11 protein-coding genes and 2 pseudogenes are annotated in these 18,594 nt (G+C 44.6%); 8 read left to right on the forward strand and 5 right to left on the reverse strand.

Features of this window, described 5'->3' with window-relative positions:
* Positions 1-12: 12 nt before the first annotated feature.
* Positions 13-660 carry a 3'-5' exonuclease gene (locus DBK98_RS09135; RefSeq protein ID WP_005775769.1) on the reverse strand — a complete coding sequence of 216 codons (648 nt, stop codon included), beginning with the start codon at positions 658-660 and terminating at the stop codon, positions 13-15.
* A 6-nt stretch (positions 661-666) separates the two neighbouring features.
* Positions 667-1,302 carry a DUF5063 domain-containing protein gene (locus DBK98_RS09140; RefSeq protein WP_032535663.1) on the reverse strand — a complete coding sequence of 212 codons (636 nt, stop codon included), beginning with the start codon at positions 1,300-1,302 and terminating at the stop codon, positions 667-669.
* Positions 1,303-1,414: 112 nt separating this feature from the next.
* Here DBK98_RS09140 and DBK98_RS23610 point away from each other — a divergent pair.
* The 4 genes and pseudogenes from DBK98_RS23610 to trxB all read left to right on the forward strand — a co-directional run.
* A pseudogene (locus tag DBK98_RS23610) lies at positions 1,415-2,147 on the forward strand (DNA translocase FtsK 4TM domain-containing protein); the annotation flags it as partial.
* A gap of 119 nt (positions 2,148-2,266) precedes the next feature.
* A pseudogene (locus tag DBK98_RS09145) lies at positions 2,267-3,904 on the forward strand (DNA translocase FtsK); the annotation flags it as partial.
* A 24-nt stretch (positions 3,905-3,928) separates the two neighbouring features.
* Positions 3,929-4,570 carry a LolA-like putative outer membrane lipoprotein chaperone gene (locus DBK98_RS09150; RefSeq protein WP_032535664.1) on the forward strand — a complete coding sequence of 214 codons (642 nt, stop codon included), beginning with the start codon at positions 3,929-3,931 and terminating at the stop codon, positions 4,568-4,570.
* 56 nt (positions 4,571-4,626) lie between these two features.
* Positions 4,627-5,574, forward strand: a complete 948-nt coding sequence (gene trxB, locus DBK98_RS09155) for a thioredoxin-disulfide reductase (protein ID WP_005775774.1) — start codon at positions 4,627-4,629, stop codon at positions 5,572-5,574.
* Positions 5,575-5,909: 335 nt separating this feature from the next.
* On the opposite strand, the gene DBK98_RS09160 is transcribed toward trxB, so the two are convergent.
* From DBK98_RS09160 to DBK98_RS09170, 3 genes are all read right to left on the reverse strand, one after another.
* Positions 5,910-8,354 carry a beta-N-acetylhexosaminidase gene (locus DBK98_RS09160; protein WP_005810018.1) on the reverse strand — a complete coding sequence of 815 codons (2,445 nt, stop codon included), beginning with the start codon at positions 8,352-8,354 and terminating at the stop codon, positions 5,910-5,912.
* A gap of 45 nt (positions 8,355-8,399) precedes the next feature.
* The gene (locus DBK98_RS09165; protein ID WP_005775777.1) at positions 8,400-9,101 is read right to left on the reverse strand and encodes a Crp/Fnr family transcriptional regulator; all 702 of its coding nucleotides are present in this window, start codon (positions 9,099-9,101) and stop codon (positions 8,400-8,402) included.
* A gap of 547 nt (positions 9,102-9,648) precedes the next feature.
* Positions 9,649-11,838: a glutamine synthetase III gene (locus tag DBK98_RS09170; RefSeq protein WP_005775778.1), complete on the reverse strand. Its 2,190-nt coding sequence runs from the start codon at positions 11,836-11,838 to the stop codon at positions 9,649-9,651.
* 211 nt (positions 11,839-12,049) lie between these two features.
* Between DBK98_RS09170 and DBK98_RS09175 the strand changes: the two genes are divergently transcribed.
* From DBK98_RS09175 to DBK98_RS09190, 4 genes are all read left to right on the forward strand, one after another.
* Positions 12,050-14,269, forward strand: coding sequence for a DUF5686 family protein (locus DBK98_RS09175; RefSeq protein WP_005810014.1), 2,220 nt, complete (start codon positions 12,050-12,052; stop codon positions 14,267-14,269).
* Between the two features lie 203 nt (positions 14,270-14,472).
* On the forward strand, positions 14,473-15,588 hold the full coding sequence (locus DBK98_RS09180) for a retron St85 family RNA-directed DNA polymerase (RefSeq protein WP_005810010.1): 1,116 nt from the start codon (positions 14,473-14,475) through the stop codon (positions 15,586-15,588).
* Between the two features lie 141 nt (positions 15,589-15,729).
* The gene (gene rpsA, locus DBK98_RS09185) at positions 15,730-17,523 is read left to right on the forward strand and encodes a 30S ribosomal protein S1 (RefSeq protein WP_005775782.1); all 1,794 of its coding nucleotides are present in this window, start codon (positions 15,730-15,732) and stop codon (positions 17,521-17,523) included.
* Positions 17,524-17,646: 123 nt separating this feature from the next.
* Positions 17,647-18,561 carry a ribonuclease Z gene (locus DBK98_RS09190; RefSeq protein WP_005775783.1) on the forward strand — a complete coding sequence of 305 codons (915 nt, stop codon included), beginning with the start codon at positions 17,647-17,649 and terminating at the stop codon, positions 18,559-18,561.
* Positions 18,562-18,594: the final 33 nt, after the last annotated feature.

Consider the following 18,594-nt stretch of genomic DNA (forward strand, 5'->3'; position numbering starts at 1 on the left):
TTTTTATTTTTATCATTGATCCGAACCTGCTTTCACCGTCTCTACGGTTTCTTCTTCCGGGGCCAGTTCGTAATTACCCGTACGCTTTAGGTCTTGCAGTAGGTGGTATATGTTGAGGCAAGCCCATGCGTCTGTAGCTGCATATTGCTTTTGGGCATCCGTCAGTACATCTGCTTCCCAATTGGAAAGACGTTGTGATTTTGAGATTTTTTCCCTGAATAAGATACCGTATATCTTTTGCAGGCTTTTATCCTGAATGCCGAACGGACGGACATACTCTTGCAACTCGATGCATGCCTGCTGGTTGAAAGGAGCCCGTTTATGCAACATCATAAAGTCGTCTTTCAACGAGAGTCCTACTTTGATCACTTCCGGATTTTCAAGCAACTCTATGATGGGTTGGGTCAGCCCGGTCATGTTCAGGCGGAACAGGAAGCAACATTCGTCAGATGAAATCTGGAGCAATGCTACTTTATGGGAATGTCCTTTGGTGAATGAGGGACGGGTTTCGCTGTCGATGCCCAGAATTGCCTGGGATTGCAGATAAGCCACTGCTTTTTCCGCTTCACTTTCAGTTTGTATTACATGAATCCGTCCGGGGAATGCCGCTTTGGGCATCTCCTTCACCTCTTCTTTGCTTATGGTTCTTTTTAAAATCATATTCGTTTATTCATCGTCGTGGCAATGACAGCCATGATCGTGACAATGGCAGTCGTCATCTTCACAGTGACAGCCTTCATTGTTTTCGGGTTCGTATTCATCCTCCTCTTCGTCTTCTCCCCGGGCCTTCGGACTATATTTCACGTCATGCAGGGCACGCATGGTATTTACCAGTTTTTGTCCCCACAAGAGTCCGAAGTTTTCCTGGCAAATGGCAAGGGAGTCATTCATCGTCTCGTTCAATCCCAGTTGAAATACAAAGATAAAATCTTTAATATCCTGATAGATATCGGCCAGGTCTTCCGAAATATTCTTTTTGATGGGTTCATCGCTGTAAGCCATGTCGGGCAGGAATACTTCCAGATAGTCGTCCTTTTCCGCCAATACGGATGCCAGGTTGATGCGCAACACTTCGTATATTTCTTCCGTCACATATGTTTCCGGTGCTTCGTCGCCTATCATTTCGCATTTTGGAAGCATGGACGCTTTTAGATAAAGTAAAGGAAGAATTTTCAGGGTGGTGTCAACAAACATACTACGTTTCATGCCTTCGGCACGTTCCAAAAAAGCGCAGAACTCGGCAGCTACCGTAACGAATTCTATCACATTCTTATCAAATATTACTTGGCTTTCTTTTTTCATATCAGCTTGAATTGAAACGCAAAGGTAAGAAAAAGTTGTGGGTAGTCCAATGAAATTCTTTTTTTTACTACTTTTGCATCATTAATCATATAGCTTAAGATTCTTCATCCACATGGCAAAAAAGAAATCAGATAAGGAAGCAGAACAGAAGCCGGCTTCCACAAATAAGTACTTGGCTTTCTTCAGAAACGAAACAATCCACTTTGTGATCGGATTGGTATTGGTCATCTTTTCAGTCTATCTGTTGCTGGCTTTTACCTCCTTCTTTTTCACCGGAGCAGCCGACCAGAGTATCATTGATAGCGGGAATGCCCAGGATCTTGCTGCTGTAAATAATCATGTAAAAAACTATGCAGGTTCCCGGGGAGCTCAGCTGGCAAGTTATCTGATCAATGACTGTTTTGGTGTCTCCTCTTTCTTTATTTTGGTTTATCTGGCTGTAGCCGGATTGAAGCTGATGCGTGTGCGTGTGGTGCGTCTTTGGAAGTGGTTCATCGGATGTACGCTGTTGCTCATTTGGTTTTCCGTTTTCCTGGGCTTTATTTTTATGGATCATTATCAGGATTCATTCATTTATCTGGGTGGATTGCATGGATATAATATCAGTAACTGGCTTATTTCGCAGGTCGGTATTCCCGGTGTTTGGCTTATTCTTTTGGTGACAGGCATTTGTTTTCTTATATATATGAGTGCCCGCACAGTCATCTGGTTGCGTAAGCTTTTCACTCTTAGTTTCCTGAAACGTAAACAAAAAGAAGAACATTCAGAGGTGAAGCAGGATTCCGATCCCCGTGAATATGATAATCCGAAACCTCAGGAAGTGGAATTCGATGTTAATCGCACTTTCCGTCAGGAGGTACCGGTGAAGAAGGTGGAAACTCCTACCGTATCCGATCTGCTTGTCGAGTCTCCTTCTGAGTCTCCAATAGTTACGGAAAGCAGAAATACGGCAACCGATGGTGATGTCACCATGACTTTCGAACAGACAACTCCTGATCCTGTGCCCCCTTTTCGGGCAGAGTCGGCAGATAACGGGCCTGAGTTTGAAATAGAGGCTGCTGCCGATGACGAAAGTTATCAGGGAACGGAAACCGAACCCTATAATCCAAAATTGGATCTGGAAAACTATCATTTCCCTACTATCGATTTGATGAAGCACTATGAAAATAGTGAGCCTACCATCAATATGGAGGAACAGAACGCAAATAAAGACCGTATCATTAATACATTGCGTAGTTTTGGTATTGAAATCAGTACGATTAAAGCTACGGTAGGTCCTACGGTGACTCTTTACGAAATCACTCCGGAACAGGGAGTGCGCATCTCAAAGATTCGTGGGTTGGAAGATGATATCGCTTTAAGCCTTTCTGCCTTGGGTATCCGTATTATAGCTCCTATACCGGGAAAAGGTACAATCGGTATCGAGGTACCTAATTCAAATCCTAAGATTGTTTCGGGGCAGTCCATCATCGGCAGTAAGAAGTTTCAGGAATCGACATACGATTTGCCCATTGCGCTTGGTAAGACCATTACGAACGAGGTATTCATGGTAGATCTTTGCAAAATGCCTCATGTGCTGGTGGCAGGTGCTACCGGACAGGGTAAATCTGTCGGTTTGAATGCCATCATCACTTCATTGCTCTACAAGAAGCATCCTGCCGAACTGAAGTTCGTTCTGGTGGATCCTAAAAAGGTAGAGTTCAGTATTTATTCTGTTATTGAGCATCATTTTCTCGCGAAGCTTCCCGATGGTGAGGATGCTATCATCACCGATGTGACCAAGGTGGTGCAGACCCTCAACTCAGTCTGTGTAGAGATGGACAGTCGTTACGATCTGTTGAAAATGGCACATGTACGCAATATCAAAGAGTACAATGAGAAATTCATCAACCGCCGCCTGAATCCGGAGAAAGGGCATAAATTTATGCCTTATATTGTGGTAGTCATCGATGAGTTCGGAGACTTGATCATGACTGCCGGCAAGGAGATCGAGTTGCCGATTGCCCGTATTGCGCAGTTGGCACGTGCCGTAGGTATCCACATGATTATTGCAACCCAGCGTCCGACTACAAATATCATTACCGGTACTATCAAAGCCAACTTCCCGGCGCGTATTGCGTTCCGTGTGTCGGCCATGATGGACTCACGTACCATCCTTGACCGTCCGGGAGCCAATCAACTGATTGGGCGTGGTGATATGCTTTTCTTGCAAGGGGCCGATCCGGTGCGTGTGCAGTGTGCTTTTATCGATACGCCGGAAGTGGAAGAAATTACCAAATATATTTCACGCCAACAAGGATATCCTACCGCTTTCTTCCTGCCCGAATATGTGAGCGAAGACAGCGGAAGCGATCTGGGAGATGTCGATATGGGGCGCCTCGATCCTTTGTTTGAAGATGCTGCCCGCCTGATCGTAATTCATCAGCAAGGGTCAACTTCGTTGATACAGCGTAAATTCTCCATTGGCTATAACCGTGCCGGACGCTTGATGGATCAGCTTGAAAAGGCTGGCATTGTGGGTCCTTCGCAAGGAAGCAAGGCGCGCGACGTACTTTGTGTTGACGAGAACGACCTTGAAATGCGTTTGAACAATATTCAATAATCAAACGTTAAATGAGTGTATACAATGAAGCAGATTATAATTAGCATTTGGATAGCTTTACTGACTTTGCCTGTGTTTGCGCAACAACAAATGCAGGCAAAGGTTGTGCTTGATAAAACGGCAGCCACATTTGAGAAAGCAGGGGGTATTCGTGCGGGATTCAACGTGACGGTGTTCAATAAAGGCCGGATGGCGGGACAATCTGCCGGAGTCATTGAACTCAGGGGAGAGAAGTTCGTGCTGAAAACGGACGATGGTACCACGTGGTTTGATGGCAAGACCCAATGGAGTTATCTGGCAGGTAGTGACGAGGTCAATATCAGCAATCCAACCGGAGTCGAACTGCAAAGTCTTAATCCGTACGCACTTTTGCAGATTTATCGCCATGGTTTCAGCTATAAGCTTGGAACACTGAAGAATTTTGGTGGCAAATCGATTTATGAAATGGTGCTGACTGCTACCGACAAGAAACGGGATTTATCACGAATTGTGCTTTATGTCAGTAAAGACACTTACCAGCCACTCTTCATTCTGATGGAACAACGTGATAAGAGCCGTAGCGAAATCACGGTGACCAGCTATCAGGCAGGATTGAAATATGCCGACAGTATGTTTGTGTTTGATAAGAAGCTCTATCCTCATGCCGAGGTGATCGATCTCCGATAGGTCAAGAGGAGTAACTTCGATCGTTTATTATAAATCGTAGAATGTAAAATAGGAATATGGAAACAGAAAGAATTAAATGCCTTATTATAGGTTCAGGACCAGCCGGCTATACAGCCGCTATTTATGCAGGACGTGCAAATTTGTCACCGGTGCTTTACGAAGGAATACAACCGGGTGGACAGTTGACCACGACTACCGATGTAGAAAATTTCCCGGGCTATCCTCAGGGAATCAGCGGACCGCAATTGATGGAAGATCTTCGTACACAGGCCGAACGATTCGGTGCCGATATCCGTTTTGGAATCGCTACTGCTTCCGACCTTGGCCAAGCTCCCTACAAAATCACGATTGATGGTGAAAAAGTAATTGAAGCCGATTCATTGATTATCGCTACCGGTGCCACAGCCAAATACTTAGGTTTGGATGATGAAAAGAGATATGCCGGTATGGGGGTCAGTGCTTGTGCTACTTGTGACGGATTTTTTTATCGCAAAAAGGTAGTTGCTGTTGTGGGTGGTGGCGATACCGCTTGCGAAGAAGCCATCTATCTGGCCGGACTCGCTTCTAAAGTCTATTTGGTTGTACGCAAGCCCTATCTTCGTGCTTCAAAGATCATGCAAGAGCGTGTGATGAAGCACGATAAGATTGAAGTCCTTTTCGAGCATAATGTAGTCGGACTCTTTGGAGATAACGGTGTAGAAGGTATGAATCTCGTAAAACGTTGGGAAGAACCGGATGAAGAACGTTATTCGCTGCCTATCGACGGATTTTTCCTTGCCATCGGTCATAAGCCTAATTCGGACATTTTCAAACCTTACCTGGATACCGATGAGGTGGGATATATCATCACTGACGGTGATAGTCCCCGTACCAAGGTTCCCGGAGTGTTTGCGGCTGGCGATGTAGCCGATTCACACTATCGCCAGGCTATTACTGCTGCAGGAAGCGGCTGTAAGGCTGCCATTGAGGCTGAGCGTTATCTGTCGGAGAAGGGATTGATCTGATAGTCGTAAGATATTGTTTATTAATATACCGGACGCAACCATGCTTAATAAGAGAGAGCTGGTTGCGTCCGGTAGTTTTTTTATAACTTCTTATTTCTTTATTGATTTTGCGAGATCAAGCCCCTATGGCACCCTACAAATTCGTCTTGTTCAATTCTATATGTTGTATCAGAGTCATCTCAGGCTTGATTCTGTTTTATATCTATCACTTATCCGGATAGATGAAGTTCTTTTTCCGGTAGTTTTCATTTCACCACCGATTAACAGATTACATTGAGAAGAAGATAATTGGGATTATTTATTTTTATGTAATCGTCAATCGATGGAAAAACAAATTAGTATACTTCAATTTCGTCCAGATACAGGTTTGCCTGAACCACCTCTTTGCTGCCCGGGTCTTTTACGAAGTCGATGCCGTTTCGCAAAGTACCGCCATTCTGAAGGGTGACTTTGAGATAAGTTACTTCTCTCGGTTCGAAGGCTAAGGTGTCTGTAAATGCCTTTCTGCCTCTTTCCGGATAGTTGCGTTTGAAGGAAGCTTCTGCGACTTTGCTGTATTTTTGTCCGTCGGAAGAGGTTTCGATGGTGGCAACACTCGGAGGGAGGATAACTGACGCAGGGTTGTATAGAGAACCGAAGACTACTTTGCTGACAGTAGTGGGCTCATCGAATTCGACGATGAATACCATCTCTTTGCAGTTATCATCCATCCGGAATCCGCTCCACGGAGTCATAGAGGCGGTGTTGCCGCGTTTACCGTTGGTAAGCCCGAAGGTACTTATGTCCGTGCCGAGAACGTCATTTTCACCAAAGATGTCGCCTTTGGCACCTCCAATGGCCGGAGTGACTGTGAAGCTCTTTCCGCTGATCAGGTTGCCGTACAGTTTCTTTCCGGTGACCTTGCCCAGCATTTGTCCGTCTTTGAAAGCGGCTGCTTTCACTTCAATTTCGCCCGAGAGGGTGAAAGGGCGATTGTAGAGGGCCGATTCTACGGTTGGAGTACTTCCATCTGTTGTATAATGAATTTCCGCATTGGGATAAAAACTTTCCAGTATCACTTTTAGCGTATCACTCTCGTCTACATGAGTATTTATGTTCACATCGAAGAAATTACGGCAGGCTTTTACATTCTTCACGTCCATTCGCCGGAAATCTTCAACCATGCGCTGGCAGAAGTCATTCCAGTTTTTGTTTGCGTTCAGTGTCCAACCGGTTTCGGCAATAGCTATTGCGCGCGGGAAGGCTTGATAGTCGCGGTTATTGTCGCTCGGCATGTATTCGGTCCAAATGTTGCCTTGTACTCCGATGATGTGTTTTTTTACCAGGTCGTCTGCATCGTCCGGTACCGGGTTATAACTGTAGGTCTTTTTAAGTGTATTATATCCGCCGATAGTAACGGGGGCTATCTCCGGTTCTTCCTGATATTGATCCAGATAAGCGTATGGATTCGGAGTCATAATAGCGTTGTGACCGGCTTTGGCTGCATTCATTCCGCCTTCTACTCCCCGCCAGGACATGACGGTAGCATTCGGGGCCAACCCGCCCTCCAGGATTTCGTCCCACCCGATGATGTTGCGTCCTTTGCTGTTCAGGTATTTCTCCATGCGGGTAATGAAGTAACTCTGTAATTTCTCTTCTTTGGTATGCTTCTTCCCGTCAATAACGTTGGGAGTGACATCGTCTTTCAGTCCCAGTTGTTTAATCAGTGACTGGCAATATTCACTTTTGATCCAGGCCGTTTTCGGACATTCGTCACCGCCTATGTGGATATATTTGCTTGGGAAGAGATCCATTACTTCGTCCATCACCCCTTCAAGGAACTCGAAAGTGGTATCCGAAGGGCAGAATACCTCTTCGAATACGCCCCAGGTTCCCGTCACATCGCATGTACTGTCCGGTGTACACGAAAGCTCCGGATAAGAAGCGATGGCAGCTATTGCATGTCCCGGCATTTCAATCTCAGGGATTACAGTGATGAATTTACTGGCAGCATAGTCTACAATGTCCTTGATCTGTTCCTGTGTATAGTATCCGCCATGCTCTTTGCCGTCGAATATTTGCGGATAGTTCACATAATAATAGTCTATCAGTGTCTCTTTGCGCTTGGAGCCTATCTCGGTCAGTTTCGGGTATTTCTTGATTTCAATTCTCCATCCCTGATCATCGGTCAGGTGCCAGTGGAAGGTATTCATTTTATGCATGGCCAGCATGTCAATGAACTTATATACATATTCCACTGGAGAGAAGTGGCGGCATACGTCCAGCATCATACCGCGGTATGCAAAGCGCGGGGCGTCTTCTATCTCGACAGCCGGCACTGACCATTCTGCGTTTTTTACTTTCTCTGTGCCATATACGGCGGGAGGAAGCAATTGGTAAAGGGTTTGTAATGCATAGAAAAATCCCTTGGGGGTGGAGGCGCTGAGAGTGATATTCTGCGGTGTGACCGAGAGTTTATATCCTTCTTCGGGCATTCCGTCCTGGGGGACAAAGCGGATGACGGGCTCGTCCGTTATGTTTTCGAAAGTCTGTTTCATTGTGATTCCGGACGTCAACTTCAATCGGTTGATAAGGCTGTCGGCAATGGTCTGTACTTCCGGTGTGCAAGCAGTAGTGATGACTCTTACTTTTTTACTTATTTCAAATCGCCCCTGTTGGGGAATCATTTGGTTGGGCAACGGAACGATATTGTACTCGTTCACGATGGCTTCTTTTGACTGTTTACATCCGGGGGCGATGAAAAGTAGAGACAAAAGAAGAAGAGTAATTCCTTTTTTCATGGTCTGATAAATATGTGTTAAGTTATTAAATAGTGACGAAGCGTCTTAACCGATTTTGCTGATCTTCTTAAGCTTTTCTTCGTCAATGATCTTGATTTTTCTTCCGTCGATGGTGATCAGGCGTTCGGTTGCGAAGTTGGACAACGTGCGTATGGCATTGGAAGTTGTCATATTCGACAGATTGGCCAGGTCTTCACGGGACAGATAGATACTCAGGGTAGAGCCGTCTTCCTCCAGTCCGTAACTCTCTTTAAGGAAGAGTAGCGATTCGGCCAGACGTCCACGGATATGCTTCTGGGTCAGGTTCACAGTTCTTTCGTCGGCGATACCGAGGTCAACAGACAACTGGCGAATGAAAAACATGGCCAGGTCGTTGTTCTGGCCGAGCAGTGTCATGATGGCACTCATGGGAATCAGGCAGATAGTTGAAGGTTCGAATGCGGAAGCAGCGGTCACATAGTCTTCTTTGGCAAAATAAGCCCGGTAACCGAAATATTCCGTAGGTTTTATCATGCGGATAATCTGACTTCTGCCTCCTACACCGTCTTTGTAGATTTTAACTTTTCCGCTAAGGAGACACATCAGATAGGCAGGCGATTCGCCTTCGCAATAGATTGTTTCGTTCTTTTTGTAATTCTGAAGAGTGAAATTATTGGCCAGGAACTCTCTCTGCTCTGCGTTTAGAGGAGCCCACATCTCTGCAATACGTTCGGGAACGTTTATTTCTGACAAATTCATCTTTACCATGACTGCTGCAAAACTGTGTTATAAAGCACAAATGTAGAAAGAAAAAATGAAAAACGGAATAGTTTTGGGAAAAGTTTGCCATGTTGGCATTGCAATACCGCAGATTCCACAGATGTATGCAGGGTTTATTTCTTTCATTACAGAAGTAGAGAGGGCACAGTGAAACTATATTTTTGAAGATATATTCATAAATGATTAAAAGCCTGTGAACTCTGTATCTTTTGTATTGCATTCTTTGGCTGTTCCTTGTATACCTTTTGATCTCTATATCTAAAACATCCGGGTGTTTATGATGATAACATCCCCATGTTGTTGTGTAAAACATCCGGATGTTTTATGGTAAAACATGGGGATGTTTTAAGGTGAAGGAATTAGTGCTTGTAGTGGAACATTTATAAATAAAAAAAGAAAGTGTGTCGAAACTCACCACAGAGTAACACAGAGTGAATTTTAAGTCATTGATTATCAGTATTGATAATCTGTGATAATCTGTGTAACCTGTGGTGAAAAGACTTTTGACAGAGTCCTATTCTATAAAGTATAGGGCTTACTTTGTGAATAGTAGTTCTCTATACTTCGGTAACGGCCAGATTTCGTCGTCGATTTCCATTTCCAGGTGGTCAATATGATCGCGTATGCTTTCCAGATAGGGACGTACGGTCTCTTCGTAGGCAAATGCTTTTTCCTTAAAGTTCTCTTTATGGTTTGCCACTTTGCGGGCCTCTGTCATGTCGCGTACCAGTACCTTGATGGCAGACACACGGTGCGAGATTTCTTTGATAAGCTCTTTCCGGTCGGCACTCATGATTTCGTATTCTTCTGCTGGGAAGATCTCTTTCATTCTGCAAAGGTTTTCCAGCAAGCGGTTCTGATAGCTGACAGCAATGGGGACAATGTGGTTGATGGCCAAGTCACCCAATACACGACTTTCGATCTGTACTTTCATGGTGTACTTTTCAAGTTCCACTTCCAGGCGGCAGGCAAGTTCGGTTTCGTTGAAGATGCGTTCACCGATCAGTACGGCTCTCGATTGGTTGTCCATGTAGTGCATCAGGGCTTCCGGTACGTGGCAGATGTTTGTCAGTCCGCGACGAGCTGCTTCCTGCTTCCACTCTTCCGAATAACCGTCCCCTTCGAAACGGATGGGTTCGGAGGCGATGATATTTTCCTTCAGGATGCGGAAGATGGCTTCATCCTTGCTAATGCCTTCTTCCATCAGTTTGTCTACCGATGCTTTAAATTCGTTCAACTGGTTGGCCATGGCAGCGTTGATGGCAATCATGGCGGCGGCACAGTTGGCCGATGAACCTGCGGCACGGAACTCAAAGCGGTTTCCGGTGAATGCGAATGGAGAGGTGCGGTTACGGTCGGTAGTATCGAGCAAGATTTCGGGGATACGTCCGATGCCCAGTTTCAGGGTAGTCTTCTCTTCCGGAGTCATTTTGGAATTGGTCACCTGGCGGACAATTTCGTCCAGAGTAGCCGACAGTTGCGAACCCAGGAAGATGGATAAGATGGCTGGAGGGGCTTCATTGGCTCCCAAACGGTGACTGTTTCCGGCGCTCATGATCGAAGCACGCAACAGGTCCTGATTTTTGTGAACCATCATCAGCACGTTGACCAGAAAGGTGAGGAACAACATGTTTCCTTTTGGGTTCTTGCCCGGTGCAAAGAGATTGACACCTGTGTCAGTACAAAGCGACCAGTTGTTATGTTTACCCGAACCATTGACACCGCTGTATGGCTTTTCGTGGAAGAGTACGGCGAAATGATGCTTGCGTGCGATGCGCTTCATCAGATCCATCACCAGCTGGTTATGGTCATTTGCCAGGTTGCAGTTTTCGAAAATGGGGGCCAACTCAAACTGGTTGGGAGCTACTTCGTTGTGACGGGTTTTCACCGGTATGCCCAGTTTGTGGCATTCTATTTCAAGCTCTTTCATAAAGGCTGTGACACGTGGAGGGATGGAGCCGAAGTAATGATCTTCCAATTGCTGATCCTTAGCCGAAGAGTGTCCCATCAGGGTACGTCCGGTCAGTCGGAGGTCAGGACGCGCATTATATAAAGAGGTGTCGACCAGGAAATATTCCTGCTCCCAACCCAGATTGGTAAATACGCGGGTTACGTTTTTGTCGAAAAGCTGGCACACTTCGGTGGCAGCTTTGTCAACGGCGGCCAATGCTTTCAGTAACGGAGTTTTGTAGTCGAGCGCTTCGCCCGTATAGGAGATAAAGATTGTCGGGATACAAAGAGTGGTGTCTACCACAAAAGCCGGTGAGGATACATCCCATGCTGTATATCCGCGGGCTTCGAATGTATTTCGGATTCCGCCGTTGGGGAAGGAAGAAGCATCCGGTTCTTGCTGGATCAGTAATTTTCCGGAGAAGCGTTCGATGACTTCACCGTCTTCGCCAAACTCGATAAAGCCATCGTGCTTTTCGGCAGTTCCGTCCGTCAGTGGCTGAAACCAGTGTGTATAGTGTGTCACGTTGAGCGATTTAGCCCAGCTTTTCATACCATTGGCTATCAGATCGGCCATCTCACGGCTGATGGGTGTACCTTTTTCGGTAGCGTCTACCACTGCTTTGTATGCTTCCTTGGGAAGATATTCCTGCATCTTCTTGCGGTCGAATACGTGGCTGGCATAATAATCGGATAGTTTGTTTGAGGGAGTGGTAACTTCTAAGGGCTTTCTGTTAGATAGCTCTTGTAATGCGAAAAATCTCATTTTTGACATAATGGTGCCTTTTTTATCGGTTGTTGGGCGCAAAATTATGTGTTTTTTCTGAGATAACCCCTATTTTTATAGGGGTATTTTCTATAATTAGTCTCTTTTTTAAGATGACACCCTGTTTTAAGAAGGTAGATCGGATTCGTATAAATCATTAATTTATTAGTCGTATAATCGGATTTTTTTTATATTTGCCTTGAATAAAGGAGATTACTATTTGAGATACAAGATATGGATATGGGTGTTTGGGCTTGTCTTGCTCTCTTTTTCACAAAAGGGAGTGGCTAACGTTGTTCTTGATCCTCAGACCAAACGTCCGATTTCTGCCGATTCCATTTTAAATAATGTGATGACCTTTGCCCCGTTTTATGAAAAGTTGGTGACCGACTACCGAGCCGACCTCTATATAAAAGGTACGATGGACATCAAACGCAAAAATTTTATTCTCCGGTATGTGCCTTCCATGTTCCGTCTTCAGAAAGGAGTGCGCCAGTATATGGTGGAAACATATAGTGACCTGCATTTTACGGCTCCTAATATTTATGACCAAAAAGTGAAAGCCTCTGTAGGTACGGTACACAATAGCCGGGGAGTGCCGGGTATGCTGGAGTATTTCAATATCAACCTCTATTCGTCTACGCTGCTTTATGATCGGTTGCTTTCGCCCTTGGCCAAAAATGGACGGAAGTATTATAAGTATCTGATTGATTCCATTATGGGTGGGACAGATAACCGGCAGTATAAGATACGGTTTATCCCCAAAAGCAAAAGCGACCAGTTGGTGGGCGGGTATATGATTGTGAGCAGTGATGTATGGAGTGTCCGCGAGATACGATTTTCCGGCAGGTCGGAGCTTTTGCTGTTCAGTTGTCTGATAAAGATGGGAGGAGTTGGAGAAGATGATGAATTTCTGCCTGTCAGCTACAATGTCGAGGGACAGTTTAATTTCTTGGGTAATCGTATCAACGGGGTTTATGTGGCATCACTCAACTACCATGACATCGTACTTGAAGAAAACCAGAATGAATGGAAAGAAAAAGTGAGGGCAAGGACAAAAGGAAAAAGTAAATATGATCTTTCAGACTCTTACAACCTGCAATGTGAGACTGCTTCTTATCATACGGATAGTGCCTACTTTGAAACATTACGGCCTATTCCCTTGTCGGAAAGTGAGCGTAAATTGTACGAGGAAGATGCGCTGCGTAAAGACACCATTCAGCGCAATATCAAGCCAAAGAGTAAGAGCCAGGTGTTCTGGGGACAGGTAGGAGATGTGCTGATCAGTGATTATAAATTGAATCTGTCCAATTTGGGAAGTGTGAAGTGCTCGCCCATAATCAATCCTTTCTTATTGAGTTACAGTGGAAGTAACGGGCTTTCTTACAGGCAATCGTTTAAGTACAACCGGCTTTTTAAGCACGACCGGCTGTTGCGTGTGGTGCCTAAGTTGGGTTACAACTTTACGCGCAAGGAGTTTTATTGGTCTGTCAATTCCGAATTTAATTATCTACCCGAGAAAATGGGGACCTTCCACGTGGACTTTGGTAACGGAAACCGGATTTACAGCAGTGATGTGCTCGATGACCTGAAGGCCATACCGGATAGTGTATTCGATTTCAACCAGATTCATCTGGATTATTTCTATGACTTATACTTTAACTTCAGGCACAGTATCGAAATTATTAATGGACTGGAATTGAGTGTGGGCTTTTCCACCCATAGACGAAAAGCCGTGAAACCCTCCAAGTTGGTTCCATTGACCAAGAGCCTGGAACTTCCCAACGAAGATATTCAGGGAAAAATCAGGAATACCTATTTAAGCTTTGCTCCCCGGGTCCGGTTGGAGTGGACCCCTTGCCTTTACTATTATATGAACGGCCATCGTAAGATCAACCTGCGTTCTAAATACCCCACTTTTTCAATAGACTGGGAGAGGGGTATCAAGGGGGTGTTTGGCAGCACCGGGCAATATGAACGTCTGGAGTTTGACCTGCAACACCATATCCCTTTGGGACTGATGCGTAATATCTATTATCGTTTTGGTTTCGGTATGTTTACTAACCAGAAAGAAATGTATTTTGTTGACTTTAATAATTTCACCCGTAGCAATCTTCCTGAAGGTTGGAATGATGAAATTGGCGGAGTATTTCAGCTTCTTGACCGACGTTGGTACAATGCTTCACGCAAGTACATACGGGGGCATTTCACCTATGAAGCTCCTTTTTTACTTCTAAAGCATCTGATCAAGTATACACGCTATGTGCAAAACGAACGGTTGTATGCAAGTATATTATCGGTACCCCATCTTCAGCCTTATATTGAGCTGGGATATGGAATCGGCACTCACATTTTCGATTTCGGCGTTTTCGTAGGAAGTGAGAACTGGAGGTATACCGAGGTTGGCTGTAAATTTACGTTTGAGTTATTCAACCGCTAATTTTATTCTTGTTATTATTTGTCGGGGAGGAGAAAACCTTTATCTTTGCCCGTAAGAGGATGAGATAAAGATTTAGCAAAAAAGAGGTGCAGTCGCCTCGTGAATTCAGGGCCTTTCTGGATTTCTTTATTAACATAATAAAGAAAAGTAAACACTCTCATCCTCTTTTTTACTTGCTTCTATATATTAATTAAGGTATAAGGATGGAACTACTTTTAGCTATTGTGATTGTCGTTACCGGTTGGCTGGTTTTTAGTATCATTCGTTCAAGTAAAGGCCAGGAAGGATATAAAAGATGGAAAGCCGGAAACTATGCCGGTGAGAATCCTTATGCTAAAGAGAAGAAGGAAAGTGTTTCGTCCCTGAAGAATATTTTTGGTAGGAAAGCCGTGGCTTTCGGCTCAAAGCGGTTCGATGCCGGAGCTGTCAGTTGGTGTGCCAGTTTACTTGGAGTCAAAGAAGACACGTTGAGAGAGGTGCTGGATTATGTGCCGAGGCAATATACCCAGTTCTATATAAAGAAGAGAAGCGGAGGAGTCCGGATCATTACAGCTCCCCAAGGTCAGTTGCGAGCTATGCAGCAGACCATTTACCAACGAGTTTTATTGTTAGCCAATGTGCATCCTGCTGTTACCGGATTCTGTCCTGGTAAATCTGTATCCGATAATGCGCGGGTTCATTTGGGACGAAAAAATGTATTGAAAGTAGATCTTCATGACTTTTTCCCTTCCATACGTTCGCCCAAAGTGAGGGCGACATTCAGGGAGATGGGATATTCACGTCCTATAGCGAAAGTACTGGCGGAACTCTGCTGCTGTAACAGGTGCCTTCCGCAGGGTGCGCCTACAAGTCCGGCTCTCAGCAATATTATTGCTTATCCGATGGATAAAAAAATGATGGCGTTAGCCGATGAATACGGGCTGGTCTATACGAGGTATGCCGATGACCTGACCTTTTCGGGAGATTTTCTGCCGAAGGATAAAGTCTTGTCACGGATTGATCAGGTTATCAGGGAGGAAGGGTTTACGATGAATGTGAAGAAAACCCGTTTTCTGTCTGAGCATAAACGTAAGATAATTACTGGAGTATCAGTTAGTTCGGGCACGAAGATGACAATTCCCAAAACTAAAAAGAGGGAGATCCGTAAGAATGTGCATTACGTCCTGACAAAAGGATTGGCCAGTCATCAGGAGCATATTGGCTCCACCGATCCGGTTTATCTGAAGCGTTTATTGGGCAATCTGTGTTACTGGCGTTCCATAGAACCGGATAACCGATATGTATCCGATTCTATCGCGGCTTTAAAGAGCTTGATGTGAGACGTACCGATTGTAGCTCTTTTTAATATTTTTTTTGCTATTCTTTTCTAATTCAAGAAAATAGTTCTATCTTTGCGCCCGATTTATATAATCAATATAATGTCTTATTTAATTAAAGAATTACTAAACAATTAATTATTAATGGAAAACTTAAAGAACGTTGCTCCTATTGAAGACTTCAACTGGGATGCGTATGAAAACGGCGAGAGCTTCGCTGGTGCCAGCCACGAAGAACTTGAAAAAGCTTACGACGGTACGCTTAACAAAGTAAATGACCGTGAGGTTGTTGACGGAACTGTAATCGCAATGAACAAACGTGAAGTTGTTGTGAACATCGGTTACAAATCAGACGGTATCATTCCTTTGAATGAATTCCGCTACAATCCTGATCTGAAAGTAGGTGACACTGTAGAAGTATACATCGAAAACCAGGAAGACAAAAAAGGACAGTTGGTTCTGTCTCACAGAAAAGCCCGCGCTACCCGTTCTTGGGATCGCGTTAATGCTGCTCTGGAAAATGAAGAAATTATCAAGGGTTACATCAAGTGCCGCACTAAGGGTGGTATGATTGTTGACGTATTCGGTATCGAAGCATTCTTGCCGGGTTCTCAGATCGACGTGAAACCGATCCGCGACTACGATGTATTCGTTGGCAAAACAATGGAATTCAAAGTTGTTAAAATCAACCAGGAATTCAAAAACGTGGTTGTTTCTCACAAAGCTCTTATCGAAGCTGAACTGGAACAACAGAAGAAAGAAATTATCGGTAAACTTGAAAAAGGACAAGTTCTTGAAGGAACCGTTAAGAATATCACATCTTATGGTGTATTTATTGACCTCGGTGGCGTAGACGGATTGATCCACATCACTGACCTGTCTTGGGGCCGCGTAAGCGATCCGAAGGAAGTGGTTGAGCTGGATCAGAAGTTGAACGTAGTTATCCTCGACTTTGATGACGAGAAGAAACGTATCGCTTTGGGTCTGAAACAACTGACTCCGCACCCATGGGATGCTTTGGATCCGAACCTCCAGGTAGGTGACAAAGTGAAAGGTAAAGTAGTGGTTATGGCTGACTACGGTGCATTTATCGAAATCGCTCCGGGTGTTGAAGGTCTGATCCACGTATCAGAAATGTCATGGTCACAGCACCTGCGTTCTGCACAGGACTTCATGAAAGTCGGTGACGAAGTAGAAGCTGTAGTTCTGACTCTGGATCGTGAAGAACGTAAGATGTCTTTGGGTATCAAACAACTGAAACAAGATCCTTGGGAAACTATCGAAGAAAAATATCCTGTAGGTTCTAAACATACTGCTAAGGTTCGTAACTTCACTAACTTCGGTGTATTCGTAGAAATCGAAGAAGGTGTTGACGGATTGATCCACATCTCTGACCTGTCTTGGACTAAGAAGGTTAAACACCCGTCAGAATTTACTCAGATTGGTGCTGATATTGAAGTTCAGGTACTGGAAATCGATAAAGAAAACCGTCGTCTGAGCCTTGGTCACAAACAACTTGAGGAAAATCCTTGGGATGTATTTGAAACAGTATTTACTGTAGGTTCTGTACATGAAGGTACAATCATCGAAATGTTGGATAAGGGTGCTGTAGTTGCTCTTCCTTACGGCGTTGAAGGTTTCGCTACTCCGAAACACCTCGTTAAAGAAGACGGTTCACAGGCTCAGATGGACGAGAAACTGGAATTCAAAGTAATCGAGTTCAACAAAGACGCTAAGAGAATCATCCTGTCTCATAGCCGCATTTTCGAAGATGTTGCCAAGGCAGAAGAAAGAGCTGAGAAGAAAGCTGCTTCTAACGCAAAGAAATCTTCTAAGAGAGAAGAAACTCCTGCTATCCAAAATCAGGCTGCTTCTACTACTTTGGGTGATATCGATGCTTTGGCTGCTTTGAAAGAACAGCTGGAAGGTAAGAAGTAATTCAAATCTTTCATAGATTGATATAGAAGGGTATCTCATTCAATGGGATACCCTTCATTTTTTTGTATGTTGAATCATTGCGCTGAACTTTAATTGTCTATCTTTGCAAATACAGTTTGAAAGATGGAAAAATTTGAATTACATATATTGGGTTGTGGGTCCGCATTGCCTACTACCCGGCATTTTGCCACTTCGCAGGTAGTCAACTTGCGTGATAAACTTTTTATGATCGATTGCGGAGAAGGGGCACAGATGCAATTGCGTAAGTCGCGGTTGAAATTTTCGCGGCTGAACCATATCTTCATTTCGCATCTGCATGGTGATCATTGCTTCGGATTGATGGGGCTTATTTCCACTTTCGGGTTATTGGGGCGCACGGCAGAGTTACATATCCATTCTCCAAAAGGATTGGAGGAGTTATTGGCTCCTATGCTTAATTTCTTTTGCCATACGTTGGCATATAAAGTCATTTTCCATGAATTTGACACCAGACAAGCGTCGGTGATTTATGAAGACCGTTCGATGACAGTCACCACCATCCCGCTCCAGCACCGTATTCCCTGTTGTGGCTTTTTGTTTGCGGAAAAGGCCCGGCCGAACCATATTATCCGTGATATGATCGATTTCTATAAAGTACCGGTCTATGAACTGAATCGGATAAAGAACGGTGCAGACTACATAACTCCGGAAGGAGAAGTGATTGCTAATGCGCGCTTGACCCGCCCCTCGGATCCTCCCAGACGGTATGCCTATTGCTCGGATACGATTTTCCGGCGGGAGATTGCGGAACAGATCTCAGGTGTTGACTTGCTTTTTCATGAGGCTACATTTGCCGAATCGGAACTGGCACGTGCTAAAGAAACGTACCATACTACAGCCGCCCAAGCCGGCCGGATAGCTGTGGAAGCCGGTGTACGGCGATTAGTGATCGGTCATTTCTCTGCCCGCTACGAAGATGAAAATGTTTTGCTGAAAGAAGCTTCGGCTATCTTTCCGGATACTATACTTGCAAAAGAAAACTTGTGTATAAGTCTTTAATTTCGGGAGACCGATTAAACCTTTGTTGAATAG

The organism is Bacteroides sp. PHL 2737 (assembly GCF_004115325.2).
GTDB lineage: Bacteria > Bacteroidota > Bacteroidia > Bacteroidales > Bacteroidaceae > Bacteroides > Bacteroides hominis.

Coding starts and splice junctions, on each gene's coding strand:
- DBK98_RS09135 (WP_005775769.1), bottom strand. CDS start 660: ATGATTTTAAAAAGAACCATAAGCAAAGAAGAGGTGAAGGAGATGCCC.
- DBK98_RS09140 (WP_032535663.1), bottom strand. CDS start 1,302: ATGAAAAAAGAAAGCCAAGTAATATTTGATAAGAATGTGATAGAATTC.
- DBK98_RS09150 (WP_032535664.1), top strand. CDS start 3,929: ATGAAGCAGATTATAATTAGCATTTGGATAGCTTTACTGACTTTGCCT.
- trxB (WP_005775774.1), top strand. CDS start 4,627: ATGGAAACAGAAAGAATTAAATGCCTTATTATAGGTTCAGGACCAGCC.
- DBK98_RS09160 (WP_005810018.1), bottom strand. CDS start 8,354: ATGAAAAAAGGAATTACTCTTCTTCTTTTGTCTCTACTTTTCATCGCC.
- DBK98_RS09165 (WP_005775777.1), bottom strand. CDS start 9,101: ATGGTAAAGATGAATTTGTCAGAAATAAACGTTCCCGAACGTATTGCA.
- DBK98_RS09170 (WP_005775778.1), bottom strand. CDS start 11,838: ATGTCAAAAATGAGATTTTTCGCATTACAAGAGCTATCTAACAGAAAG.
- DBK98_RS09180 (WP_005810010.1), top strand. CDS start 14,473: ATGGAACTACTTTTAGCTATTGTGATTGTCGTTACCGGTTGGCTGGTT.
- rpsA (WP_005775782.1), top strand. CDS start 15,730: ATGGAAAACTTAAAGAACGTTGCTCCTATTGAAGACTTCAACTGGGAT.
- DBK98_RS09190 (WP_005775783.1), top strand. CDS start 17,647: ATGGAAAAATTTGAATTACATATATTGGGTTGTGGGTCCGCATTGCCT.